The organism is Rhodoferax sp. GW821-FHT09E07 (assembly GCF_059416145.1).
This window is the reverse complement of sequence record NZ_JBWKOP010000007.1, coordinates 143,838-164,836: the sequence shown is the minus strand read 5'-3', so window position 1 is coordinate 164,836 and position 20,999 is coordinate 143,838. Positions and strand designations below refer to the sequence as shown.

Annotated in this window: 15 protein-coding genes; 9 read left to right on the top strand and 6 right to left on the bottom strand. The window is 63.7% G+C overall.

Annotated features, from left to right (window positions below; all coding sequences use genetic code 11):
• Positions 1-5 precede the first annotated feature (5 nt).
• Positions 6-1,298, bottom strand: coding sequence for an NAD(P)/FAD-dependent oxidoreductase (locus AC07OE_RS15145; protein WP_495071408.1), 1,293 nt, complete (start codon positions 1,296-1,298; stop codon positions 6-8).
• A gap of 158 nt (positions 1,299-1,456) precedes the next feature.
• Here AC07OE_RS15145 and AC07OE_RS15140 point away from each other — a divergent pair, with 158 nt between their 5' ends.
• Positions 1,457-2,326: a ferritin family protein gene (locus AC07OE_RS15140; protein ID WP_495071407.1), complete on the top strand. Its 870-nt coding sequence runs from the start codon at positions 1,457-1,459 to the stop codon at positions 2,324-2,326.
• On the opposite strand, the gene AC07OE_RS15135 is transcribed toward AC07OE_RS15140, so the two are convergent.
• Positions 2,309-3,538, bottom strand: coding sequence for an HD-GYP domain-containing protein (locus AC07OE_RS15135; protein WP_495071406.1), 1,230 nt, complete (start codon positions 3,536-3,538; stop codon positions 2,309-2,311). The two genes, AC07OE_RS15140 and AC07OE_RS15135, sit on opposite strands and share 18 nt — an antisense overlap.
• A gap of 82 nt (positions 3,539-3,620) precedes the next feature.
• On the opposite strand from AC07OE_RS15135, the gene AC07OE_RS15130 reads away from it, so the two are divergent.
• A complete protein-coding gene (locus AC07OE_RS15130; protein ID WP_495071405.1) occupies positions 3,621-4,115 on the top strand; it encodes an adenylyltransferase/cytidyltransferase family protein in 495 nt (164 codons plus the stop codon).
• 7 nt (positions 4,116-4,122) lie between these two features.
• Here the strand turns inward: AC07OE_RS15130 and AC07OE_RS15125 are convergent, their stop codons facing one another.
• Together AC07OE_RS15125 and glnE are read right to left on the bottom strand one after the other, a co-directional pair.
• Positions 4,123-4,971 (bottom strand): DMT family transporter, encoded by an 849-nt coding sequence (locus tag AC07OE_RS15125; RefSeq protein WP_495071404.1) that lies wholly within the window; start codon positions 4,969-4,971, stop codon positions 4,123-4,125.
• Between the two features lie 113 nt (positions 4,972-5,084).
• A complete protein-coding gene (gene glnE, locus AC07OE_RS15120) occupies positions 5,085-7,802 on the bottom strand; it encodes a bifunctional [glutamate--ammonia ligase]-adenylyl-L-tyrosine phosphorylase/[glutamate--ammonia-ligase] adenylyltransferase (RefSeq protein ID WP_495071403.1) in 2,718 nt (905 codons plus the stop codon).
• Positions 7,803-7,876: 74 nt separating this feature from the next.
• Here glnE and AC07OE_RS15115 point away from each other — a divergent pair, with 74 nt between their 5' ends.
• Together AC07OE_RS15115 and AC07OE_RS15110 are read left to right on the top strand one after the other, a co-directional pair.
• The gene (locus tag AC07OE_RS15115) at positions 7,877-11,887 is read left to right on the top strand and encodes a YhdP family protein (RefSeq protein ID WP_495071402.1); all 4,011 of its coding nucleotides are present in this window, start codon (positions 7,877-7,879) and stop codon (positions 11,885-11,887) included.
• 33 nt (positions 11,888-11,920) lie between these two features.
• Positions 11,921-12,736, top strand: coding sequence for a carbon-nitrogen hydrolase family protein (locus AC07OE_RS15110; RefSeq protein WP_495071401.1), 816 nt, complete (start codon positions 11,921-11,923; stop codon positions 12,734-12,736).
• A gap of 69 nt (positions 12,737-12,805) precedes the next feature.
• Here the strand turns inward: AC07OE_RS15110 and AC07OE_RS15105 are convergent, their stop codons facing one another.
• A complete protein-coding gene (locus AC07OE_RS15105; RefSeq protein WP_495071400.1) occupies positions 12,806-12,946 on the bottom strand; it encodes a hypothetical protein in 141 nt (46 codons plus the stop codon).
• Here AC07OE_RS15105 and mltA point away from each other — a divergent pair.
• On the top strand, positions 12,945-14,075 hold the full coding sequence (gene mltA / locus AC07OE_RS15100) for a murein transglycosylase A (RefSeq protein ID WP_495071399.1): 1,131 nt from the start codon (positions 12,945-12,947) through the stop codon (positions 14,073-14,075). The genes AC07OE_RS15105 and mltA overlap by 2 nt on opposite strands.
• Positions 14,076-14,134: 59 nt before the next feature.
• The gene (locus AC07OE_RS15095) at positions 14,135-15,085 is read left to right on the top strand and encodes a chemotaxis protein (protein ID WP_495071398.1); all 951 of its coding nucleotides are present in this window, start codon (positions 14,135-14,137) and stop codon (positions 15,083-15,085) included.
• Positions 15,086-15,139: 54 nt separating this feature from the next.
• Here AC07OE_RS15095 and AC07OE_RS15090 read toward each other — a convergent pair whose 3' ends face one another.
• A complete protein-coding gene (locus AC07OE_RS15090) occupies positions 15,140-16,102 on the bottom strand; it encodes a LysR family transcriptional regulator (protein ID WP_495071397.1) in 963 nt (320 codons plus the stop codon).
• Positions 16,103-16,356: 254 nt separating this feature from the next.
• Between AC07OE_RS15090 and AC07OE_RS15085 the strand changes: the two genes are divergently transcribed.
• From AC07OE_RS15085 to rhaS, 3 genes are all read left to right on the top strand, one after another.
• A complete protein-coding gene (locus tag AC07OE_RS15085) occupies positions 16,357-18,462 on the top strand; it encodes a bifunctional rhamnulose-1-phosphate aldolase/short-chain dehydrogenase (RefSeq protein ID WP_495071396.1) in 2,106 nt (701 codons plus the stop codon).
• Positions 18,463-18,478: 16 nt separating this feature from the next.
• Positions 18,479-19,768 carry an L-rhamnose catabolism isomerase gene (gene rhaI, locus AC07OE_RS15080; protein WP_495071395.1) on the top strand — a complete coding sequence of 430 codons (1,290 nt, stop codon included), beginning with the start codon at positions 18,479-18,481 and terminating at the stop codon, positions 19,766-19,768.
• Positions 19,769-19,890: 122 nt separating this feature from the next.
• Positions 19,891-20,883 (top strand): rhamnose ABC transporter substrate-binding protein, encoded by a 993-nt coding sequence (gene rhaS / locus AC07OE_RS15075; RefSeq protein WP_495071394.1) that lies wholly within the window; start codon positions 19,891-19,893, stop codon positions 20,881-20,883.
• The last annotated feature ends 116 nt before the right edge of the window (positions 20,884-20,999 follow it).

Below are 20,999 nucleotides of genomic sequence, written 5' to 3'. Positions count from 1 at the left end.
GGTGGTCAGGCCTCGGCGGCCAACACGGCCTGCAGACGTTTGGCCACGCCGAGGCCGGATTTCAGGCCATCCTCGTGGAAGCCGTAACCCGTCCAGGCGCCGCAGAAATAAGTGTGCTTCTGGCCCTGCAGGGCGCCCACTTCGCCTTGCGCGCGGATGGCGGCCAGGTCAAACACCGGGTGGGCATAGTCAAAGCTGCCATGCACTTGTTCGGGCGCAATCTCACGCACCGGGTTCAGCGACACGACCACACTTTGTGCAAACGGCAGGGGTTGCAGCATGTTCAGCAGGTAGTGCAGGCAGACGCGGGTGGCGTCCTGCGCCCCATCCGCACTGCGCTCGTAGTTCCAGGCGGCCCAGGCGCGGCGTGCGCGCGGCAACACCGTGGTGTCGGTGTGCAGCACGGCCCGGTTGGCCTGGTAGCGGATGGCGCCCAGCGTGGCGCGTTCTTGCGCCGTGGCGTCGGCCAGCAGCGCCAGTGACTGGTCGGAGTGGCTGGCCAGCACCACCTTGTCAAAGCGCTCGGTCTGGCCGTTGCTGGTGATCAGCACGCCGTCGGCTGTGCGCTCCACCAGCTGCACTGGCGTGTTCAGGCGTTTGTCGGCCACCTGGGCCACGATCTTTTCCACATAGTGTTTGGCGCCGCCAGTCACGGTCCACCACTGGGGGCGGTTGCTGACCTGGATCAGACCATGGTTATGGCAGAACCGGATCATGGTGGCGACGGGAAACTGCAGCATCTGGTCGGTGGGGCAACTCCAGATGCAGCCCAGCATGGGCAGGAAATACCAGTCGCGGAACTCGGCGCTGAGCTGGTGTTGGACCAAAAATTCGCTAAGAGGCTGCATGAGCTCGGCTTCTGCGTTGCGCACGGCAATGTCGGTGGCCAACTGGTTGAAGCGCAACACATCGCGCAGCATGCGCAGAAAGCGTGGGTTTGCCAGGTTGCTGCGCTGGGCAAACACGGTGTTGAGCGACGAGCCGCTCCATTCCAGCGGCGCGCCCGCCTTGGCGCCCGGCACCTGCACCGAGAACGACATGTCCGATTTGGCCGTGTCCACGCCCAGTTCGGCCAGTAGCGCAATGAGATTCGGATAGGTACGCTCGTTGAACACCAGGAAGCCGGTGTCCACCCCCTGGGTCAGAGGGCCGTGCGGGCCGGGCAGCGTTACGTCCACCGTGTGGGTGTGGCCGCCAAAGTAGCTGCCTGCCTCGAACAGTGTGAGCTCGGCCTGGCCGCGCAGCGTGTGGGCGACGGCGAGGCCGGAGATGCCGGAACCAACAATGGCGATTTTCATAGTTTGAACTATAAAGTAATTTTGTGACTATGTGGTAATTTATCGAATCAATGGGTCACAATTGAGGCCAAGGCCTTGGCTTGTCATGAAAAAGCCATCGGTGTGTCAAGGTCCTGACACACGTCAAGACTAAAATTGGGCCGCATTGAAAGGTTGTCATGCTCTACCCTGAACTCTTCAAACAGCTGGAATCGGTCCGTTGGGACATGGACAAGGACATCCCATGGGATGCGTTCGACGCCAGCCAGCTCTCCGACGAGCAGGCCGCCACGATCAAGATGAATGCCATCACCGAGTGGGCTGCGTTGCCGGCCACCGAGATGTTCTTGCGGGACAACCGCGGTGACAGCGACTTTTCCGCCTTCATGTCGATCTGGTTCTTTGAAGAGCAAAAGCACTCGCTGGTGCTGATGGAGTACCTGCGCCGCTTCCGCCCCGACATGGCGCCCACCGAGGAAGAGTTGCACGCTGTGCGCTTCGAGTTTGACCCCGCCCCCGTGCTGGAAACGCTAATGCTGCACTTTTGCGGCGAGATTCGCCTCAACCACTGGTACCGCCGCGCCAGCGAATGGCACACCGAACCCGTGATCAAGGCGATCTACACCAAGCTCAGCCAGGACGAAGCCCGCCATGGCGGCGCCTACCTGCGTTACATGAAGCGCGCGATCAGCAATTTCGGCGTGGAGGCCAAGAGTGCGTTTGCCAAAGTGGGCGTGCTGATGGCATCGGCCCGCCGCACGGCTCAGGCCTTGCACCCGACCAACCTGCATGTGAACAAGGCGCTGTTTCCGCGTGACACCGTGCAAAGCCGCTTGCCCAACCCCGAGTGGCTGGAGCACTGGCTGGACAAGCAGATCAACTTCGATGCGGTCTGGGAAACCAAGGTGGTCGAGCGCATTCTGCACAACATGAGCCTGCTTATGGAGCGCAGCTTCACCACGGTGCAAGAGCTCAACAAATACCGCAAGGAACTGGCCCGCGAGCTCGGCGTCTCGCTGGAGGCCGTAGCCTCACCACGGCCGGTCTGACGCGGGGATGGCCGTGAGCGGCAGCAGCCGCTCGAGGTTGATTTGCACCTTCACCTCACGGTGCGCCACGCTGGCGACGATGCGGTATTCCTTGAGGCTGGTATCGCGGATGGTGGGCTCCACCGTCGGAATGCCGCTGCGGTTCACCAGCACGGCCACGCGCGGTGTGGTGGTATTGGCCCCGCGCTTGATGACCACGGCAATCTCATTCGTCGCCAGCCGCACGTACGAGCCTGGTTGGTAAATCCCCACGGCCTTGATGAGTGCCGCACCTGCCTCGTCAATCGCCTTCACCTCGTCAAAGTAGCAGGCCTGCATGGCCGCGGCGGGTGCCAGCGGTACCCGTGCCGCGCGCGGCGCCAGGCGGGCGGCAAACATGTCTGCGCGCTGGATCAGCCGGGCCAGGCGCTGGGGACGGGTGCGGTCGGCCAGGCGCCCGGGGGCCTGGCGGTGGTGGTCGCGCACGGCGGCCAGCCAGTCATGGTCGCCCACGCCCATGGCCTGCAGCATCTGGGCCGAACGCTCGGCGTGCGTGTCGATCGCTGCGCGCTGTGCCTGCGACGGCGGCTCCAGCTGAACGGCCAGCCGGTCCTGCAGATCGGTCATACCGATGTTCATGGTCAATGCGGCCTGGGCCACCAGGATCTGGTCGGCCTCTGGCCAATTCAGCACCTCTTTGGCGGCCAGGTGGCACATCACGCTGACCAGCATGGCGTGGGTGGCGCTGTACATGCGGGTGTCGGTGGCAGAGAGGTAGATCAGCGCAAACAGCGTGCCATCGGCGTTGCGCTGCATATTGCGTTGCAGCTGGCGCAGCAGGCGCACCATCCGCTCTCGGAACATGGCCGGCTGGGTCTCGCGCAGCAGCGAGTTGGCCACCTCCTGCAGGTCCAGCCAGTCCATGCGGTCATCCGCAGCGGCGCGTTCGGCGGCCGTGGTGTCGTTGGTGATTTGTGTGCCGGCGATCTGGCCCAGGGTTTTGTCTTCGCGCACCAGGCCATGCAGGCGTTCCACGTAGGCGCGGTGGTGGGCCTCGGAGTCGGCGACGTCGATGTAGAGGCCGCCGCCGCGCTGGGAGATTTCGTCCAGGTCCTGGCGCGTGGCTACAACAAAGGCTTTTTTGGCCAGCAAAACGCCGTTCTTGTCCATCAAGGGGAACGGCAGCGGTTGGCCGATGCGGATGGATTCGACGTTGACGGGAACGAGGTGCATAGAAGTCGGCGAATTATGCAATGTCCATAGGCTGGGTCTGGCCAGTGATTCGGGGAAACGGCGTGCTGCTAGCATCTTCGTCATGGAATCTATCGACCAGTCTCCCGCATTTCTTCAAAAAATTGTGCCCTCGGACGCGCTGGCGGGCGCGCTGGCGCATTTGCCCCGGCCCTGGGTGTTCACCAACGGGGTGTTCGACGTGTTGCACCGCGGCCACGTGATGTACCTTGCGCAGGCCCGCGCATTGGGTGGCAGCCTGATCGTGGCGCTGAACACCGATGCCTCGGTCAAGCGCCTGGGCAAGGGGGATGACCGACCCCTGAACGCAGAGGCCGACCGCGCCATCGTGATGGCCAGTCAGGAAGCAGTGAGCCTGGTGACCTGGTTTGGCGAGGACACACCGGTGGAAATCATTGCGCAGATCCGCCCCGACATCCTGGTCAAGGGCGGCGACTACGACATGGCCAAATTGCCTGAAACGGCGCTCGTGGAGTCTTGGGGCGGACGGGCCCTGGCGTTGCCCTTTGTGCAGGGCTATTCCACCACCAAGCTGGTGCAGCGCATCCGCGCCCGCTGAGGGCGGTTCAGTCCGCAGCCTTGGCGCGTGGCTTGTAGACGTTGACGAGGTTGCCCACCAGCATGAGCGCGGCGCCGACCAGCAGCATGGGCTTGAAACCCTCGCCATAGAGCGCCATGCCCACCACGCCAATCAGCGGTAGGCGCAGAAAGTCTAGCGTCACCACCACGCTGACCTCGGCGGTCTTCATCGCGTGGGTCAGGCAGAAATGGGCGGTCAGCGCGCTGAGCCCGATCAGGGTCAGCCACATCCACTGCACCAGCGTGGGCAGCACAAAATGGCCGGCACTCAGCGCCACGCCCAGCGGCAGCTGCACCAGGCACATGTAGAACAGGATGGTGAGCGGGTTCTCGGTGGTGGACAGGGACTTGGTCGCCACATAGGACAGCGCGTAGCAGACCGCGGCTCCCAGCACATACAGCGCCGCCGGGTTCACGATGTCGCCACCGGGGTTCAGGATCAGCACTACACCGATGGAACCCAGTGCAATCGCCACCGTCTTGCGCGCAGTCAGCGTTTCCTTGAGGAACAGCGCCGCAATGAGCAGCGTCCACAGCGGGGTGGTGAATTCCAGCGCAAACACCTGCGCCAGTGGCAGCAGGCCCAGGCCCAGAAACCAGCCGTACTGCCCGAAAAAGTGGAACAGGTTGCGCCCCACCTGCAGCTTCAGGCGCCGGGTGCGGAAAAGCCCCAGGTTTCCCCTGCGCCAGATGATGGCGCTGACCACCAGCAAACCGATCACACTGCGCGACAACAGGATCTGGAAGGTGTTAATGCCACCAGCCAGCTCACGCCCGCCAATGGCCATCAGGCAAAACGACACCAGGGCACCGGTCATCCACACAAAAGCACGCATACGTTGGGACAGTCCGAGAAGGGTTCAGTGACGGCGGGTTTTATGGCCCCACTGGCGCTACAAAAAGAATAGCTGCTCGCGCATATTCCACGGGGGCTAGAGCCCTAAAATTCTCACGAACTGCCAAACACGGCAGTCCATAACGCCAGGCCTGCGGCGCGTTCTTGCTGCGCCGCTGCTTCGTCCACCTGGGTGGGCTCTTCGTTGAGCCGTGCCTTGTGCTGGATCTGGCGCAGCACCCGGTAGGCCTGGGCCGCGTTTTCGCCGACGGGGGCCGGCAGCAGGCCACAGGCCTGGGCGCGTAACAGCAGGGCGATGTTGCCCACGTTGTCCAGCAGCTCGGGGTGGCGGCAGCCCTGTGACAGCACCAGAAACTGCACCGCAAATTCGATGTCCACCATGCCGCCAGGGCTGTGTTTCACATCAAACTGTGTCCCTTTCACGGGGTGGGCGCTGCGTACCTTCTCACGCATGCTGCCTATTTCCTGGCGCAGTCCGGTTTCCTCGCGCACGGCGCCAATCACGGCGGCGCGCACGGCGTCAAAGCGGGCCTGCAAGGCCGGCGTGCCGAGCACGCAGCGGGCACGTGTCATGGCCTGGTGTTCCCAAGTCCAGGCGGTGTTGCTGCCGCGTTGCTGCTGGTAGTTGGCGTAAGCGTCAAAGCTGGTCACCAGCAGGCCGGAGTTGCCATTGGGCCGCAGCGCGGTGTCAATCTCGTAGAGGTCGCTTTCGCCGGTTTTCACCGTCAGCCAGTTGATGAGCTTGCGCACCAGTGCAGCGTAGACCTCGCCAGCGCGTTCGTCAGCATCGTCGTAGACAAACACGATGTCCAGGTCCGAGCCATAGCCTAGCTCCTTGCCACCCAGCTTGCCATAGGCAATGATGGAGAACTGGTGGTCGGGCCGGTGCCGGTTCTTCAGCCGCTCCCAGCACCAGCGGGTGGTCACGCGCAGCACGCTCTCGGCCAGCGCGCTCAGGTCGTCGGCCACCTGCTCCACGGTCAGCACGCCCTCCACATCGAGCGCCAGTGTGCGAAACACCTCGGCGTGGTGGGCGCGGCGCAGCAGGTTCAGCAGCGCTTCGTCGTCGTCTTCCGCACTGCCCTGCAGCGAGGCCATGCGGCGCTCCAGGTCCTGTTCGAAGGCCGTGGCGTCAAACCGTTCTTCCAGAATCGCATTGCTGGCCAGCTCGTCGATCACGCCCGGGTGCTTGAGCAGGTAGCGCGCGGGCCAGCGTGCGGCGCCCAGCATGCGCAGCAGGCGCTCATGCACCTTGGGGCGCTCCAGCAGCATGGCCAGGTAGCTCTCGCGGCGCAGCAGCGGTTCCATCCAGTCCACCAGGCGCACGGCAGCATCCTCCGCCACGCGGCCCTCGGCCAGCCACTGGCCGGTGCGCAGCACCAGCCGGCCCAGGCGCGCGCGCGATTCCTCTTTCAGCGCCAGCACGCGTGGGTGCTCACGCCAGGAGGCCACACGCTCCTTGAAAAGCCCTTGTAGCTGCTCCAGCACGGTGTCCAGGTCGCTGGCCGTGGCACCCGCGCCCTTGCCGCCGCAGCTGCCGCCGCGGCATTCCGAGGGGGCGCCGCCCAGCAGGGCGTCAAACTCCTGTGCCACCAGCTCGCGGTGCAGGTCCAGCGTTTGCAGCAGGGCACAGCCGTCGTGCAGCCCTAACGTGTTGGCAATCCAGCGCAGATCGGTCTCGTCGGTGGGCAACACATGGGTTTGCTGGTCGTCCAGGTACTGGATGCGGTGCTCCACCAGGCGCAAAAATACATAGGCCTGCGCCAGGCCGTCGGCCGTGGCCTGCGGCATCAGCCCGGCCACCACCAGGCGCTGCAGCGCGCTCACCGTGGGGCGGGTGCGCAGCTCGGGGTACTGGCCACCGCGGACCACCTGCAGCAGCTGCACGGTGAATTCGATTTCCCGAATGCCGCCGCGCGACAGCTTCACATCGTTGCTGCGCTCGGGGCGGCCTGCGCTGCGCTTGGAGGCATGGTCGCGGATCTGGCGGTGCAGCCCGCGCAGGGAGTCGAACACGTTGTAGTCCAGGTAGCGGCGAAACACAAAAGGCACCACGATCCCGCGCAGCTGCTGTGCGCAGCTGGAGCCAATGGCCTGTTGGGGGGCGACCACCCGGCTTTTGAGCCAGGCAAAGCGCTCCCACTCGCGGCCCTGCACATGGAAGTACTCTTCGAGTGCTCCCAGTGACACGGCGGGCGGGCCCGAGTTGCCATTGGGGCGCAGGGCCAGGTCCACGCGGAACACAAAGCCATGCTCGGTGGTGTCTCCCACCAGCGCATAGATGGCCTTGACCATCTTGGCGAAGAACTCCTGGTTGGAGATGCGGCCCCGGCCCTCCGGAGTACCGGCCGTATCGCCGTCCTGGTCGTAGACATAAATCAGGTCGATGTCGCTGGAGACATTGAGTTCGCGGGCACCCAGCTTGCCCATGCCAATGATGCACAACTGGCACAGCGCGCCCTGGGGGGTTTGGGGCACACCATGCACTTCCTGCAGGGTGGCAAAGCTTTCGCGGTAGGCCACGTCCAGGGCCCACTCGGCCAGTTCGGTCATCACCCGGGTCACGTGGGTCAGGTCGGCCAGCCCACCGCAATCGAGCTCCACCAGACGCTCCAGCACCAGCTGGCGCGTGATGCGCAGGGCCGTAGCCGCATCGGGCTGGCTGGCGCGCAAGGCTTGGTACAGCGCCTGCAGCGTCGCACGGTCCGGGATTCCGGGAGGTAACAGGGAGCGTTGTGCCTCGTAGCGACGCCGAATGCGCTGGCCAAAGCGGGAGCCCTCCGCCCAAGGGGAAGACTCAATGCGGGTCATAATTCCTGACATAGTCCCGATGCACGATGAATGATTTGACACCTGTCCCTTCGCCTTGGCTCAAAGCGCTTGCCGTGAGCGCGAAATGGGCGCTTCGCTTGCTGGCATCAGCATGGATCGCGATGGCCGTGGTGTGGGGGGGATTGCATTTTCTGATTGTGCCGCGAATTGGCGAACTTCGCCCGTGGCTGGAGCAACGGGCCTCCACCGTGCTGGGCGTGACGGTGCGCATTGGCGCCATTGACACCAAATCCAATGGCCTGATTCCCTCGGTGGAGCTGACCGATGTGCGCTTGCTGGACCCGCAGGGCCGTGAAGCCCTGCGCCTCCCCTCGGTCATTGCCGCACTGTCGCCCCACTCGCTGCTGAACCTGGGTTTTGAGCAGTTGTATGTGGACGGCGCCGTGCTGGACATCCGCCGCGCTGTGGATGGCCAGGTCTGGATTGCCGGACTGCCGCTGCCCGCCGGCGACAGCACCGATACCGCCGCGGCCGACTGGGTGTTTTCGCAGACCGAGGTGGCGCTGCGCCACGGCACGGTGCGCTGGACTGATGAGCTGCGTGGCGCTCCGCCGCTGGCGCTGAGCAATGTGGATGTGGTGCTGCGCAACCGCTTGCATACCCACGCACTGCGCCTGGATGCCGACCCACCCCCGCAGTGGGGCGAGCGGCTCAGCGTCATGGGCGTATTCAAGCAGCCCTTGCTTTCGGCCGATGCGGGCAACTGGCGCGCTTGGACCGGTCAGCTGTACGCCAACCTGACGCACGTCGATGTGTCGCTGTTGCGTCCCTATGCTGATGTGGGTGTGGACGTGGCCAAGGGGGTGGGCAGCCTGCGTGTATGGGCCGATGTGGTGCGGGGCGGCTTTCTAGGAGCCACGGCCGACGTGCTACTGCGCGACGTCGAGGCCACGGTGGACCCCAAGCTGGGGCCGTTGAACCTGACCCGGGTGGCCGGTCGCCTGGGCGCTCGCCGCCTGGATGGCGGTTTTGAGGTGTCCACCGAGTCCCTGGCCTTTGATACGCAGGACGGTTTGCACTGGCCCGGTGGCAATGTGCGTCTGGCCCTGTTTGCGGCGGGCGCCAGGACGCCGGCGCGTGGCGAGTTCTCGGCGGATCGACTGGACCTGGCGGCGATGGGCGAAATCGCCAAGCGCTTGCCACTGGACGAGGCCTTGCGTGCGCAGATGGGGTACTTCGGCCCTCAGGGCCTGGTGGAGAGCCTGCAGGCCAGCTGGCAGGGCTCGCCCGAGCAGCCCAGTGTGTATGCGGCCAAAGGGCGGGTGGTGCGTCTAGCGCTCAGCGCGGGCACGCGGGACGGTGTGCCAACGCAAGGCTTTCAGGGCGCGGACCTGGACTTTGACCTGAACCAGCTGGGCGGCAAAGCCAGTGTGGCGATGCACAAGGGGGTGTTGGACCTGCTGGGGGTGATGGATGAACCCGTGATCGCTGTGGATGAGCTGAGTGCCGCCATCGAGTGGACGCGCAAAGGCGACGATCTCAAGCTCAGTATTCCCAGCCTGCATTTCAGCAATGCCGACGGCCAGGCCGATCTGCAGGTGAAGTGGCAAACCGCCGACCCCGGCCCCGCAGGCGCCAAGGCGCATAGCCGCTATCCCGGTGTGTTGGATTTGCAGGGGACGGCCAGCCAGGTGAGTGGCACGCAGCTGTACCGTTACCTGCCCAACGTCATCGAAAAAGAAGTCCGCACCTACCTGCAAACCGCCATCGTGGGCGGTGTGGCGAATGGGGTGAAGTTCAAGGTCAAGGGGGATCTGGCCAAGTTCCCGTTCACCGATGCCAAACAGGGCGACTTCCGCATCTCTGGCAATGTGCAAAACGCCAGCTTTGCATTTGCCCCCGCGTTTTTGCTGCCCAAGGACAGTCTGCCCTGGCCGGTGCTGTCCCAGCTGTCGGGCGAGCTGGTCATTGACCATGAAACCCTGCAGGTCAACGGTGCCAAGGGGGGCTTCGCCAACAGCGCTGGTCTGCGCATCACCAAGGCCGACGCCACCATTAACCACCTGTTCCATGGCGCCACGCTGGCTGTCAACGCGGAGGCCAGCGGCCCCGTGGCGGAGGTGTTGGGCATTGTGAATACCTCGCCGCTGGGCGGCATGTTGGGCGGTGTGCTGGCCAAGGCCTCGGCCACCGGCAATGCGGACTACCGCCTCAAACTGGGTGTACCGATCACCGATGTCAACCGCACGACGGTGCAGGGGCAGGTCACACTGGCCGGCAACGAGTTGCAAATCACCACAGACACTCCACGCCTGACGCGTGCCCGCGGCACGCTGGCCTTCACGGAATCAGGCTTCACGGTCACTGGCACCCAAGCCCGCGCACTGGGTGGCGATGTACGTATCGAGGGCGGTTTGAACATGCACAGCGCCGCACCGGTGCCGGCGGCCACGCGCGTGGCTGCTGCGCCCGTGCTACGTATGCAGGGCACGGCCACGGCTGAGGGCCTGCGCCAGGCCAAGGAGCTGGGCCTGGCCACGCGCCTGGCGGGCTATGCGAGCGGGTCCGCCGCCTACACGGCTGTGCTCGGGCTGCGCAATGGCGTGCCGGAGCTGCAGATCAGCAGTTCGCTGACCGGTATGGCGCTCAGCTTGCCGGCCCCGTTTGCCAAGACGGCGGAAGCAACGCTGCCTGTGCGACTGGAAACTTCTCTGCTACGCACCCCGCAGGCTGCAGGTGCTGCGCTGCGCCTGCAAGACCAATTGCAACTCAGCGTGGGTACCCTGGCATCCGTGATTTACCAGCGCGACATTTCTGGCAGCGATGCGCGCGTGTTGCGCGGTGCCATTGGCGTGGGGCTGGCGGCCGATGAGTCGGCGCCGCTGCCCGACGAGGGGGTAGTGGCCAACTTGAACGTGCCAGGTGTGGACCTGGATGCCTGGACCGAGGTACTGAACCGCACCACGGGTGGGAGCCCCGCCAGCAATGCAGCGGCATCTGGGTCGTCTGCCCTCATGGGCTACATGCCCACAGTGATGGCGGTGCGCGCGCGTGAACTTACGCTTTCGGGCCGCAAGCTCAACAACGTGGTGGTCGGTGGTGGGCGCGACGGCCTGGTCTGGCGTGCCAATCTGGATGCGACGGAGCTCAGTGGTTATGTCGAATACCGCCAGCCCACGGGCAGCAACGCGGGACGCCTGTACGCCCGCCTGGCGCGGTTGGCCGTGGGCCAAAGCACGGCGCAAGATGTGGAAAGCCTGCTTGACGAACAGCCCAGCAGCATTCCGGCGCTGGACATTGAGGTGGAAGACTTCGACCTGCGCGGCAAAAAGCTGGGTCGGGTGGACATCGAGGCCGTGAACCTGGGTACCACCGGAGCCCGTGAATGGCGCCTGAACCGCTTCAACATCCAGACGCCCGAGGCCAGCCTTACCGCCAGCGGCAACTGGGCGAACATGAACAGCGCCGGCGCGACCGGCAGCACGCGTGAACGCCGACGTACCGTGCTGAACTTCAAGCTCGACATCAACGATGCTGGTGAGCTGCTGAACCGCTTTGGCATGACTGGCGTGGTGCGCCGCGGCAAGGGCAAGGTGGAGGGCCAGGTGGCGTGGCTGGGCTCCCCCCTCACCGTGGACTACCCCAGCATGGCCGGCAAATTCAATGTGAATGTGGAGACCGGCCAGTTCCTCAAGGCCGAGCCCGGCATTGCCAAGCTGCTGGGGGTGTTGAGCTTGCAGTCGTTGCCACGCCGTCTGACGCTGGATTTCCGCGATGTGTTCAGCGAGGGCTTTGCATTTGATTTCTTCCGGGGTGACATCGCCATTGAGCAGGGCATTGCGCGCACCTCCAACCTGCAGATGAAGGGCGTGAATGCTGCGGTGCTGATGGAAGGCCAAGCCGATATTGCCAAGGAGACGCAGAGCCTGCGTGTGGTGGTGGTGCCCGAAATCAACGCGGGCAGTGCCTCGGTGATTGCCAGCATCGTCAACCCTGTGGTGGGGCTGAGCACGTTTTTGGCCCAGTTGATTTTGCGGGGTCCGCTGGTGAATGCGGCGACCCAGGAGTTCACGGTAGACGGCACTTGGCTGGAGCCGCGTGTCACCAAGGTGGAGCGCCGCTGAGGCGCGTGTGTCGATGAATCCAGGAGTGTTGCCATGAAAGTTGCTGCCATCCAGATGGTGTCCACCGGCGTGCTGTCGGAGAACCTTGACCAGGCCGGCAAATTGCTCGCCCAGGCCGCAAAGGGAGGGGCTGAGCTGGCGGTGCTGCCAGAGTACTTTTGCTTGATCGGCCAGCGGGATTCCGACAAGCTGGCTATCCAAGAGCCTTTTGGCAGCGGACCCATGCAGGACTTTTTGGCGCAGACGGCACGCGACCTGGGTCTTTGGATCGTCGCGGGCACCTTGCCGCTGAGTGCAGGCCAGCCTGACCGGGTGTTCAACAGCTCGTTGGCCTTCAACCCCCAGGGCCAGTGCGTGGCGCGCTACGACAAGATCCATCTGTTTCGCTACGACAACGGGGTGGAGAGCTACGACGAATCCCGTGTGTTGGAGCGTGGAAGTACGCCTATGACATTTGCGCTGCCGTCCCATGACGGCCACACCTGGCAGGTGGGTATGAGCGTGTGCTACGACATGCGCTTTCCCGAGCTGTACCGCACCTATGCGCAGAGGGGAGTGGACCTGATCCTCGCGCCCAGCGCCTTTACCCATGTCACCGGGCAGGCGCACTGGGAAGTCCTGCTGCGCGCCCGTGCCATCGAGAACCTGTCGTTTGTGGCCGCAGCGGCCCAGGGCGGTGTGCATCCCAGCGGACGGCGCACCTGGGGTCAGACGCTGCTGATCGATCCTTGGGGCCAGGTGCTGGCTGAGCAGGCACAAGGGGCTGGCGTGGTCTTGGCCGAGCTGGATTCGGCGCGTCTGCAGCAGTGCCGTTCACAGCTGCCTTCGCTGCAGCACCGTGTGCTGTGATGCAGTTTGCTATGAAATTAGTAGCTGCTTGCGCAATGATTGCGCGGGCTGGCGGTCTTGTTGAGCCCTTTATTTCGGCGCGGTGTCGGTGGGTTGGTCCCGGTGGTCCTCGGGTAGTTCGCCGCTTTGGCGGCCTGAAAACATGGTCCACCAAATGATGGCAATGAATATCAGTCCGGCCCCCAGGGCCTCCAGCAGTAGCAATGTCATGGTTCGTGTCCTGGCGTGGTGCGCAATAGCTGCCATTGTAGGAATGCTGGCGGCCTGCGGTAGTGTGTCTTTGCAGGAGCCGGCCCCGGTGGAGACGCCGCGGGCGGCTGCGCCAGCCGCCGCGGTGGTGCCTGGCACGCTGGCGCAGCCGCGGGCACGCTGGGTGCCCGTGCCTTGGACCGAGCTGCCCGGTTGGGGCCAGGACAATCTGTTCGAGGCTTGGAACGCCTGGATCAAGAGCTGTGAAAAGCCGCAGGCACCGCTGGCCGCGCTGTGCTCGGAAGTACGGCGCCTGAGCATCGGTACCGCTGACGAGCAGCGCGCCTGGATGCAGCAGCGCCTGCAGCCCTACCGTGTGGAGTCGTCGCAAGGCGAGGCCACGGGGCTGCTGACTAGCTACTTTGAGCCTGTAATTGAAGCCAGCCGCGTGCCCAGCGCGGCATTCAGCGTGCCGCTGTACCAACCGCCGGCCACGCTGGCCCAGCGCAAACCCTGGTACACGCGCCAGGAAATCGACACGCTGCCGGAGGCCCAAGCCGCGCTCAAGGGCCGGGTCCTGGCCTACATGGCCGACCCGGTGGATGCCCTGGTGCTGCAGATCCAGGGCTCTGGTCGGGTGCGCATGACCCAGGCCGACGGTGGCCAACGCTGGGTGCGCCTAGCCTATGCCGGTACCAACGACCAGCCCTACCGCAGCGTGGGCCGCTGGCTGCTGGACCAGGGCCTGATCAAGGACGCTTCCTGGCCTGGCATCAAGGCCTGGCTGGTGCAAAACCCGGGGCGCCAGCAGGAGTTGCTGTGGGCCAACCCGCGCGTGGTCTTCTTCAAGGAAGAAACCCTGTCCGATCTGGAGGCCGGATTTGGCCCCCGTGGCGCGCAGGGGGTTGCACTGACGCCGGGACGCTCCATCGCAGTGGACCCGGGTAGCATTCCCTACGGCACACCCGTGTGGCTTGCCTCGCCTGGGCCTCAAACCAACCTGCAAAAACTGGTGCTGGCCCAAGACACAGGCAGCGCCATTACGGGGGCTGTGCGTGCCGATTACTTCGCGGGTTGGGGCGCCGATGCGGGCGATTTGGCCGGGCGGATGCGCCAGCCGCTGCAGATGTGGGTGCTCTGGCCGAAATAGGCTGGATGGCGTTACCATGGCAGCACAGCAACCTTGAAGCCTTCAAAAGGACGGACCCCATGAGCAAAGAGATGCGCGAGATTGACGAGCGGACCAACCTGGCCGCCAACAGCATGTTTGAACTGTTGCTGTTTCGCTTGGGGGAGGCCGCCAATAACGACCGACGCGAGCTGTTTGGCATCAACGTGTTCAAGGTGCGCGAAATTCTGGTGATGCCCGAGATCACCGCCATGGTGAACTCGCCACCCGAGGTGATGGGCGTGGCCAACATCCGCGGCCAGATGATCACCGTGATCAATCTGCCCATGGTGGTGGGCTGCAAGCCCACCAAGGGCCTGGGCATTCTGCTGGTGACTGAGTTTGCGCGCACCACCCAGGCGTTTGCGGTGGAAGAGGTCAATGAAATCGTGCGCCTGGAGTGGAAGCATGTGCTGTCGGCCGAAAATTCGGGCGGCGGGCTGGTGACCAGCATCGCACGCCTGGATGGTGCCGCTGAAAACACGCGCCTGGCCCAGGTGCTGGACGTGGAGCAAATCCTGCGCGACGTGATGCCCCAGGAAGTCAAGCTGGAAGATGCCAAGGGCATCCCCAAGCTCCGGCTGGAGCCAGGCCAGGTCATCCTGGCGGCCGACGATTCGGCTGTGGCCCGCATGATGATCGAAAAGGGTTTCAAGTCCATGGATGTGCCCTACATCATGACCAAGACTGGCAAGGAAGCTTGGGAGCGCTTGCAGGTCCTGCAGGCTGCGGCCACGGCCGAAGGCAAGTCCATCAAGGACAAGGTGGCCCTGGTGCTCACCGACCTGGAAATGCCGGAAATGGACGGCTTTACGCTCACGCGCAACATCAAACAGGATGGCCGCTTCAACCATATCCCGGTCATCATCCACTCATCGCTCACCGGGTCGACCAACGAGAGCCATGTGAAAAGCGTGGGGGCCGATGCCTACATCGCCAAGTTTGTGGAAGAGGAGCTGGCCGCAACGATCCGCGACGTGTTGCACCGCTAAGTACGGCTCAGCGATCCACCTCGGTACGGGAGCCTTCGGGCTCCCGTTTTTGTTTTACATGCGGCACTGCACCAGCCGCGGGCCGTGTTCCAGCACAAACTCCCGAAAGGCCCCATTCACCCCGCTGAGCGCCGAGTCGCGCCGGTGCAGCAGGCACCAGTCCAGCATCTTGGGCATGTCCTCCATGTGCAGCACGGCCAGCTTGCCGGCCTCGATCTCGACCTGGAAGGTGTGGGCCGACAGAAAGCTGATGCCCATGCCCGCCATCACGGCTTGCTTGATGGTCTCGTTGCCCGATAGCTCCATGGTCACCCGCACCGGCAGTGATTGGGCCTGCAGCAGATGGTCAAAAAACTGCCGCGTGGCGGAACCTGGCTCGCGAAAGATAAAGGGTTCGTCGCGCAGCGCATCCCAGTGGATGCGGCGTTTCTTGGCCAGCGGGTGGTTGGCGGCGGCCACCACGCAGTGGGGGTTCTGCGCAAAGGTCTCGGCCTCTACATCTGCTTCGGATGGCGGATAGCCTGCAATCGCCACGTCCAGCTGGTGGTCCTGCAGCATGGCGAGAATGGTCTCGCGCCGGTCCACCGTAAGCTTGAACTTCACACCGGGCCAGTGTTCGGCAAACGCCATGAGCAGGGCCGGCGCAAAATAGTGCGCCGATGACACCACACCCAGGTGCAGCAGGCCGCCATGGCCGCCGGCAGCGTCGTGGAACGCGCCAATAGCCTCCTCTGCGATCGTGACCTGGTTCAGGATGCGCCGTGCTTGGCGCAGCATCTCTTCGCCGGCCTGGCTCAGGCTCACTTTTTTGCCCGCCTTCACCAGCAGCTGCAGGCCCAGCTCGGCCTCCAGCTGCTGCACTTGCATGGACACGGCGGGCTGCGTCACGCTCATCTGCTCGGCTGCCCGTGAGTAGCTCAGCTGCGTAGCCACGGCCTCGAACAGGCGCAACTGGCGCAGCGTGAGGTTTTTGAGCCGCAGGTCGCGTTTCCCACTCTGTGGCTCAGGGTTTGCCACCGGAAGTCTGCGGGATTTCCCTAGGGCTTTGCGTGCGGGCGCTAAGGCGGTGGAGCGAGTTTTCATCGGTGTTTTCCCTAGGGATTGGGCGGCTGATCCCCGTGTGCTTCCCGGGTGGCCGGGTACGGAGGCATGGGTTGGGGCGCATTCTAGTCATCTATCAGACTTTCTGATCGATTTCATAAAAAAGTCTGCGTTGTGCCTATAGCTTTGCCTGCCTACAGTTACACCAATTCTTCGTAACTGCATTGCCCATGACCACTCGCTCCCAACCCGTCCCGTTCCCCGTCTGGAACCAGGACCACGCCGCCAAGCTGGACCAACCCAACCTGCTGCTGTACCGCTCCAACCTGCTGGGCTCCGACCTGCGCATCACCAACTATGGCGGTGGCAACACCTCGGCCAAGATCAACCAAAAGGACCCGCTGACCGGCAAGGATGTGTCGGTGCTGTGGGTCAAGGGCTCGGGTGGCGACGTGGGTTCCATGAAGCTCGATGGCTTCTCCACGCTGTACATGGACAAGCTCAATGCGCTGCAAGGCATTTACCGCGGCTCCGACTTTGAAGACGAGATGGTGGGCTACCTGCCGCACTGCACCTTCAACCTGAACCCGCGCGCCGCCAGCATCGACACACCCCTGCATGCCTACCTGCCGTTTGCGCATGTGGACCACATGCACCCAGATTCGGTCATCGCCATCGCCGCCATGGCCAACAGCGAAGCCATCACGAAAGAAGCCTTTGGCGGAACCATTGGCTGGTTGCCTTGGCGCCGTCCCGGCTACGAGCTGGGCCTGCAACTGCAACGCTATGTAGCGGCTCATCCCGGCCTCAAGGGCCTGGTGCTCGGTGGCCACGGCCTGTTCACCTGGGGGGATGATTCGCGCAGCTGCTACGAGAACACCGTGGCCGTGATCGAGCAGGCCCAAACCTGGCTCGCCGCGCAAGCCCAAGCCCGCAAGGCCGTGCCCTTTGGCGGCGCCAAGGTAGTGTCGCTGGAAGCCGCCGACCAGGACACCATCCTGGCACGCGTGCTTCCCGTGTTGCGCGGCCAGGCCTCGCAGAGCGGCCACAAGCTGCTGCACGTGGACCGCCAGCCCGTGGTGATGGAGTTTGTGAACAGCCAGCAGCTGCAAAGCCTGGCGGCTCTAGGTACTTCCTGCCCTGACCACTTCCTGCGCACCAAGATCAAGCCGCTGATCCTGGACGAATCGGTCTACAACCTGGGCGGAGCCGAACTGTCCAAGGCTATCGCCAGCAAGCTGGCCGACTACCGCGCCGACTACACCGCGTATTACGAACGCTGCAAGCGCGCCAACAGCCCGGCGCTGCGCGATCCCAACCCCGTCATCATCCTGCTGCCCCGCATCGGCATGGTGGCCATCGCCAAGGACAAGGCCACGGCCCGCATTGCTGGCGAGTTTTATGTGAACGCCATCAACGTGATGCGCGATGCGAACGCGATTGACACCTATGTGGGCCTGCCCGAGCAGGAAGCGTTTGACATCGAGTACTGGCTGCTCGAAGAAGCCAAGCTGCAGCGTATGCCCAAGGCCAAGCCCCTGGTCGGCAAGGTAGCCCTGGTCACCGGCGGCGCTGGTGGCATTGGCCGCGCGATTGTGGAGCGTCAGTTGCAAGAGGGCGTGTGCGCCGTGCTGCTTGACATCGATGCCGCCGCGCTGGAGTCCACCGTGGCCGAACTCTCCAAGAAGTTTGGCAAAGACGTGGTGCGCGGTGTGGTTTGCGACGTGACCAGCGAAGAGTCGGTCATCGCGGCCTATGCCCGTACCGCCATCGAATACGGTGGTGTGGACATTCTGGTGTCCAACGCGGGCATTGCCTCTGCTGCCCCGCTGGAAGACACCACGCTCGCGCTGTGGAACCGCAACCAGAGCATTCTGGCAACAGGCTATTTCCTGGTGGGTCGTGAAGCCTTCCGCCTCATGAAGGCGCAGGCCGTGGGTGGCTCCATGGTCTTCATTGCCAGCAAAAACGGCATGGTGGCCAGCAACCAGGCCGTGGCCTACTGCGCGGCCAAGGCCGCCGAGATCCAGCTCTCGCGCAGCTTTGCGCTCGAAGGCGCACCGCTGGGCATTCGCTGCAATGTGGTGAACCCCGACGCCGTCATCCGTGGCAGCAAAATCTGGACGGGTACCTGGAGCCAGGAACGTGCTGCGGCCAACAAGGTGAGCGAGGAAGAACTCGAAGCCTTTTACCGCGACCGTTCCATGCTCAAGCGCAGCGTCTTCCCCGAAGACATTGCCGAGGCCACCTACTTCCTGGCCAGCGAACTCGCAGCCAAATCCACCGGCAACATCCTCAACGTGGACGCAGGCAACTTGGCTGCCTTCCCCCGTTAATTTTTAGAAGCACGCAATGTCCGTCATTTCCCAAGACCAGATCCAGGCCCATAACGCCACCCAAAAGCGCCACGCTGATACCGACTACGAGTATCTGGGCGAACAGCTGGCGCGTCGCAATATCGACATCGACGCCATCAAACACAAAGTGGCGCAGTTTGGTGTGGCTATTCCCAGTTGGGGCGTGGGCACCGGAGGTACGCGCTTTGCCCGTTTCCCGGGTCTGGGCGAGCCGCGCAATGTGTTTGACAAGCTGCAGGACTGCGGCGTCATCCAGCAACTGGCGCGTGCCACCCCCACCGTGTCCTTGCATATTCCATGGGACAAGACCAGCGATTGGAATGCGCTGCGCGAGCAAGCCCAAGGCTATGGCTTGGGTTTTGATGCCATGAACTCCAACACCTTCTCCGACCAGAAGGACCAGGACCACAGCTACAAGTTTGGCAGCCTCACGCATGCCGATGCCGCCACCCGCGCCCAGGCCGTGGCGCACAACATCGAATGCATTGAAATCGGCAAGCAACTCGGCAGCAAGGCGCTCACCGTGTGGGTGGGCGACGGCAGCAATTTCCCGGGCCAGCAGCACTTCCGTCGCGCCTTTGACCGTTATCTTGAAAGTACACGGCAGATCTATGCCGCGCTGCCCGATGACTGGCGCATGTTTCTGGAACACAAGATCTGCGAGCCGGCGTTCTACAGCACCGTGATTCAGGACTGGGGCTCCAGCTACCTGGCTGCCAGCGCCCTGGGCGTCAAGGCGCAGTGCCTGGTGGACCTGGGTCACCACGCACCGAATGTGAACATTGAAATGATCGTGGCCCGCCTCATTGCCGCCGGCAAACTGGCCGGGTTCCACTTCAATGACAGCAAGTACGGTGACGATGACCTGGATGCTGGCAGCGTCGCCCCGTACCGCCTCTTCTTGGTGTTCAACGAACTGGTCTCGGCCGCCCATGAAAACGTGGCGGGCTTCGACCCAGCCTACATGCTGGACCAAAGCCACAACGTCACCGATCCGATCGAAAGCCTGATGACCAGCGCCGCCCAGGTGCAACGCAGCTATGCGCAAGCCCTGATCGTGGACCGCACCGAACTGGATGCAGCACAGACGGCCAACGATGCGCTGATGGCGACGCGTGCCCTCAAACGCGGTTTTGAGACCGATGTCAGCCCCATCCTGCAGCGCGTGCGGCTGGAAGCCGGCGGCGCCATCGACCCTGTGGGCGCCTACCGCGCCAGCGGCTATCGACAGCAGGTTGCCAAGGATCGCCCGGCAGTGGTGGGTGGTAGCGGCGGCATTGTTTAAGGGCAGCGCGGTGCGCGACTGTCCAACCCCATCGAACACCAGGCAGCGGTGGTCACCGCTGTCGGTATCGAGACCGGCCTCAAAGCGGCCATTTTTCTGTGAAACAACATAAGGAGACAATTGTGAAGAAACAACTGAAGACCCTGCTGGCCGTCGCGCTGAGCGCCGCCCTGGTCAGCCCCGCCTTTGCCGCCGACAAGATCGCCCTCGTGGTGAAGAGCTTGGGCAACGGCTTCTTTGACGCTGCCAACCAGGGCGCACAAGAAGCCGCCAAGGAGCTCAAGAACATCGAGATCATCTACACCGGCCCCGCCAAGGCGACCGCCGAAGGCCAGATTGAAATCGTCAACTCGCTGATCGCGCAAAAGGTCTCCGCCATTGTGATTTCTGCCAACGACCCCGACGCCCTGGCCCCCGTGCTCAAGCGCGCCATGGACCGCGGCATCAAGGTCATCTCGTTTGACTCCGGCGTGCGCAAAGACGGTCGCATGATGCACCTGAACCCCTCCAGCAACCCGCTGATCGGCGAGAAGCTGGTGAAGATGACCGCCGACGCCATCGGCTCCACCGGTGAAGTGGCCGTGCTGTCCGCCACCGCACAAGCCACCAACCAGAACATCTGGATTGAAGAAGCCAAGAAGGTGCTGGCCCAGCCTGCCTACAAGGGCCTGAAGTTGGTCAGCGTGGTCTATGGTGACGACCAGACCGACAAGAGCTACCGCGAAGCCCAAGGCCTGTTCAAGAGCTACCCCAACCTGAAAGCCATCATTGCGCCTACCACGGTGGGTGTGGCGGCAGCAGCAAAGGCCGTGCAGGATGAAAAAATGGTCGGAAAAATCTTCGTGACCGGTTTGGGCCTGCCCTCTGAAATGGCTGGCCACGTGAAGAGCGGTGCGGTCAAGTCCTTTGCCATCTGGAACCCCATCGACCTGGGCTACTCCTCCATCTACGCGGCCAGCCAGTTCATCTCTGGCAAGGTCACGGGCAAGGCGGGTGAAAAAGTGTCTCTGGGCCGTGTGGGCACCGTGACACTGGACGACAAGGGCGAAGCCGCCATGTCCGAGCCTTTCACGTACGATGCCTCCAACGTCGAGAAGTTCGCGAAATTTTTCTAACACCCCCAGGCTGCAGTGCTGCGCACTTTCGCCACCCCCCTTGCAGGGGGCAACACCAGCAGCCCGGCCCAGCCGGTTCTGCGGTGTTTCTGGTGAGGGAGCGCTCCGGCTGACGG

Bases quoted from the DNA above. Each gene is read 5' to 3' on its own strand.
- AC07OE_RS15145 (WP_495071408.1), bottom strand. From the start codon at position 1,298: ATGAAAATCGCCATTGTTGGTTCCGGCATCTCCGGCCTCGCCGTCGCC.
- mltA (WP_495071399.1), top strand. From the start codon at position 12,945: ATGGTTCGTGTCCTGGCGTGGTGCGCAATAGCTGCCATTGTAGGAATG.
- AC07OE_RS15130 (WP_495071405.1), top strand. From the start codon at position 3,621: ATGGAATCTATCGACCAGTCTCCCGCATTTCTTCAAAAAATTGTGCCC.
- AC07OE_RS15105 (WP_495071400.1), bottom strand. From the start codon at position 12,946: ATGACATTGCTACTGCTGGAGGCCCTGGGGGCCGGACTGATATTCATT.
- AC07OE_RS15135 (WP_495071406.1), bottom strand. From the start codon at position 3,538: ATGCACCTCGTTCCCGTCAACGTCGAATCCATCCGCATCGGCCAACCG.
- glnE (WP_495071403.1), bottom strand. From the start codon at position 7,802: ATGACCCGCATTGAGTCTTCCCCTTGGGCGGAGGGCTCCCGCTTTGGC.
- AC07OE_RS15095 (WP_495071398.1), top strand. From the start codon at position 14,135: ATGAGCAAAGAGATGCGCGAGATTGACGAGCGGACCAACCTGGCCGCC.
- AC07OE_RS15125 (WP_495071404.1), bottom strand. From the start codon at position 4,971: ATGCGTGCTTTTGTGTGGATGACCGGTGCCCTGGTGTCGTTTTGCCTG.
- rhaI (WP_495071395.1), top strand. From the start codon at position 18,479: ATGTCCGTCATTTCCCAAGACCAGATCCAGGCCCATAACGCCACCCAA.
- AC07OE_RS15085 (WP_495071396.1), top strand. From the start codon at position 16,357: ATGACCACTCGCTCCCAACCCGTCCCGTTCCCCGTCTGGAACCAGGAC.
- AC07OE_RS15110 (WP_495071401.1), top strand. From the start codon at position 11,921: ATGAAAGTTGCTGCCATCCAGATGGTGTCCACCGGCGTGCTGTCGGAG.
- AC07OE_RS15140 (WP_495071407.1), top strand. From the start codon at position 1,457: ATGCTCTACCCTGAACTCTTCAAACAGCTGGAATCGGTCCGTTGGGAC.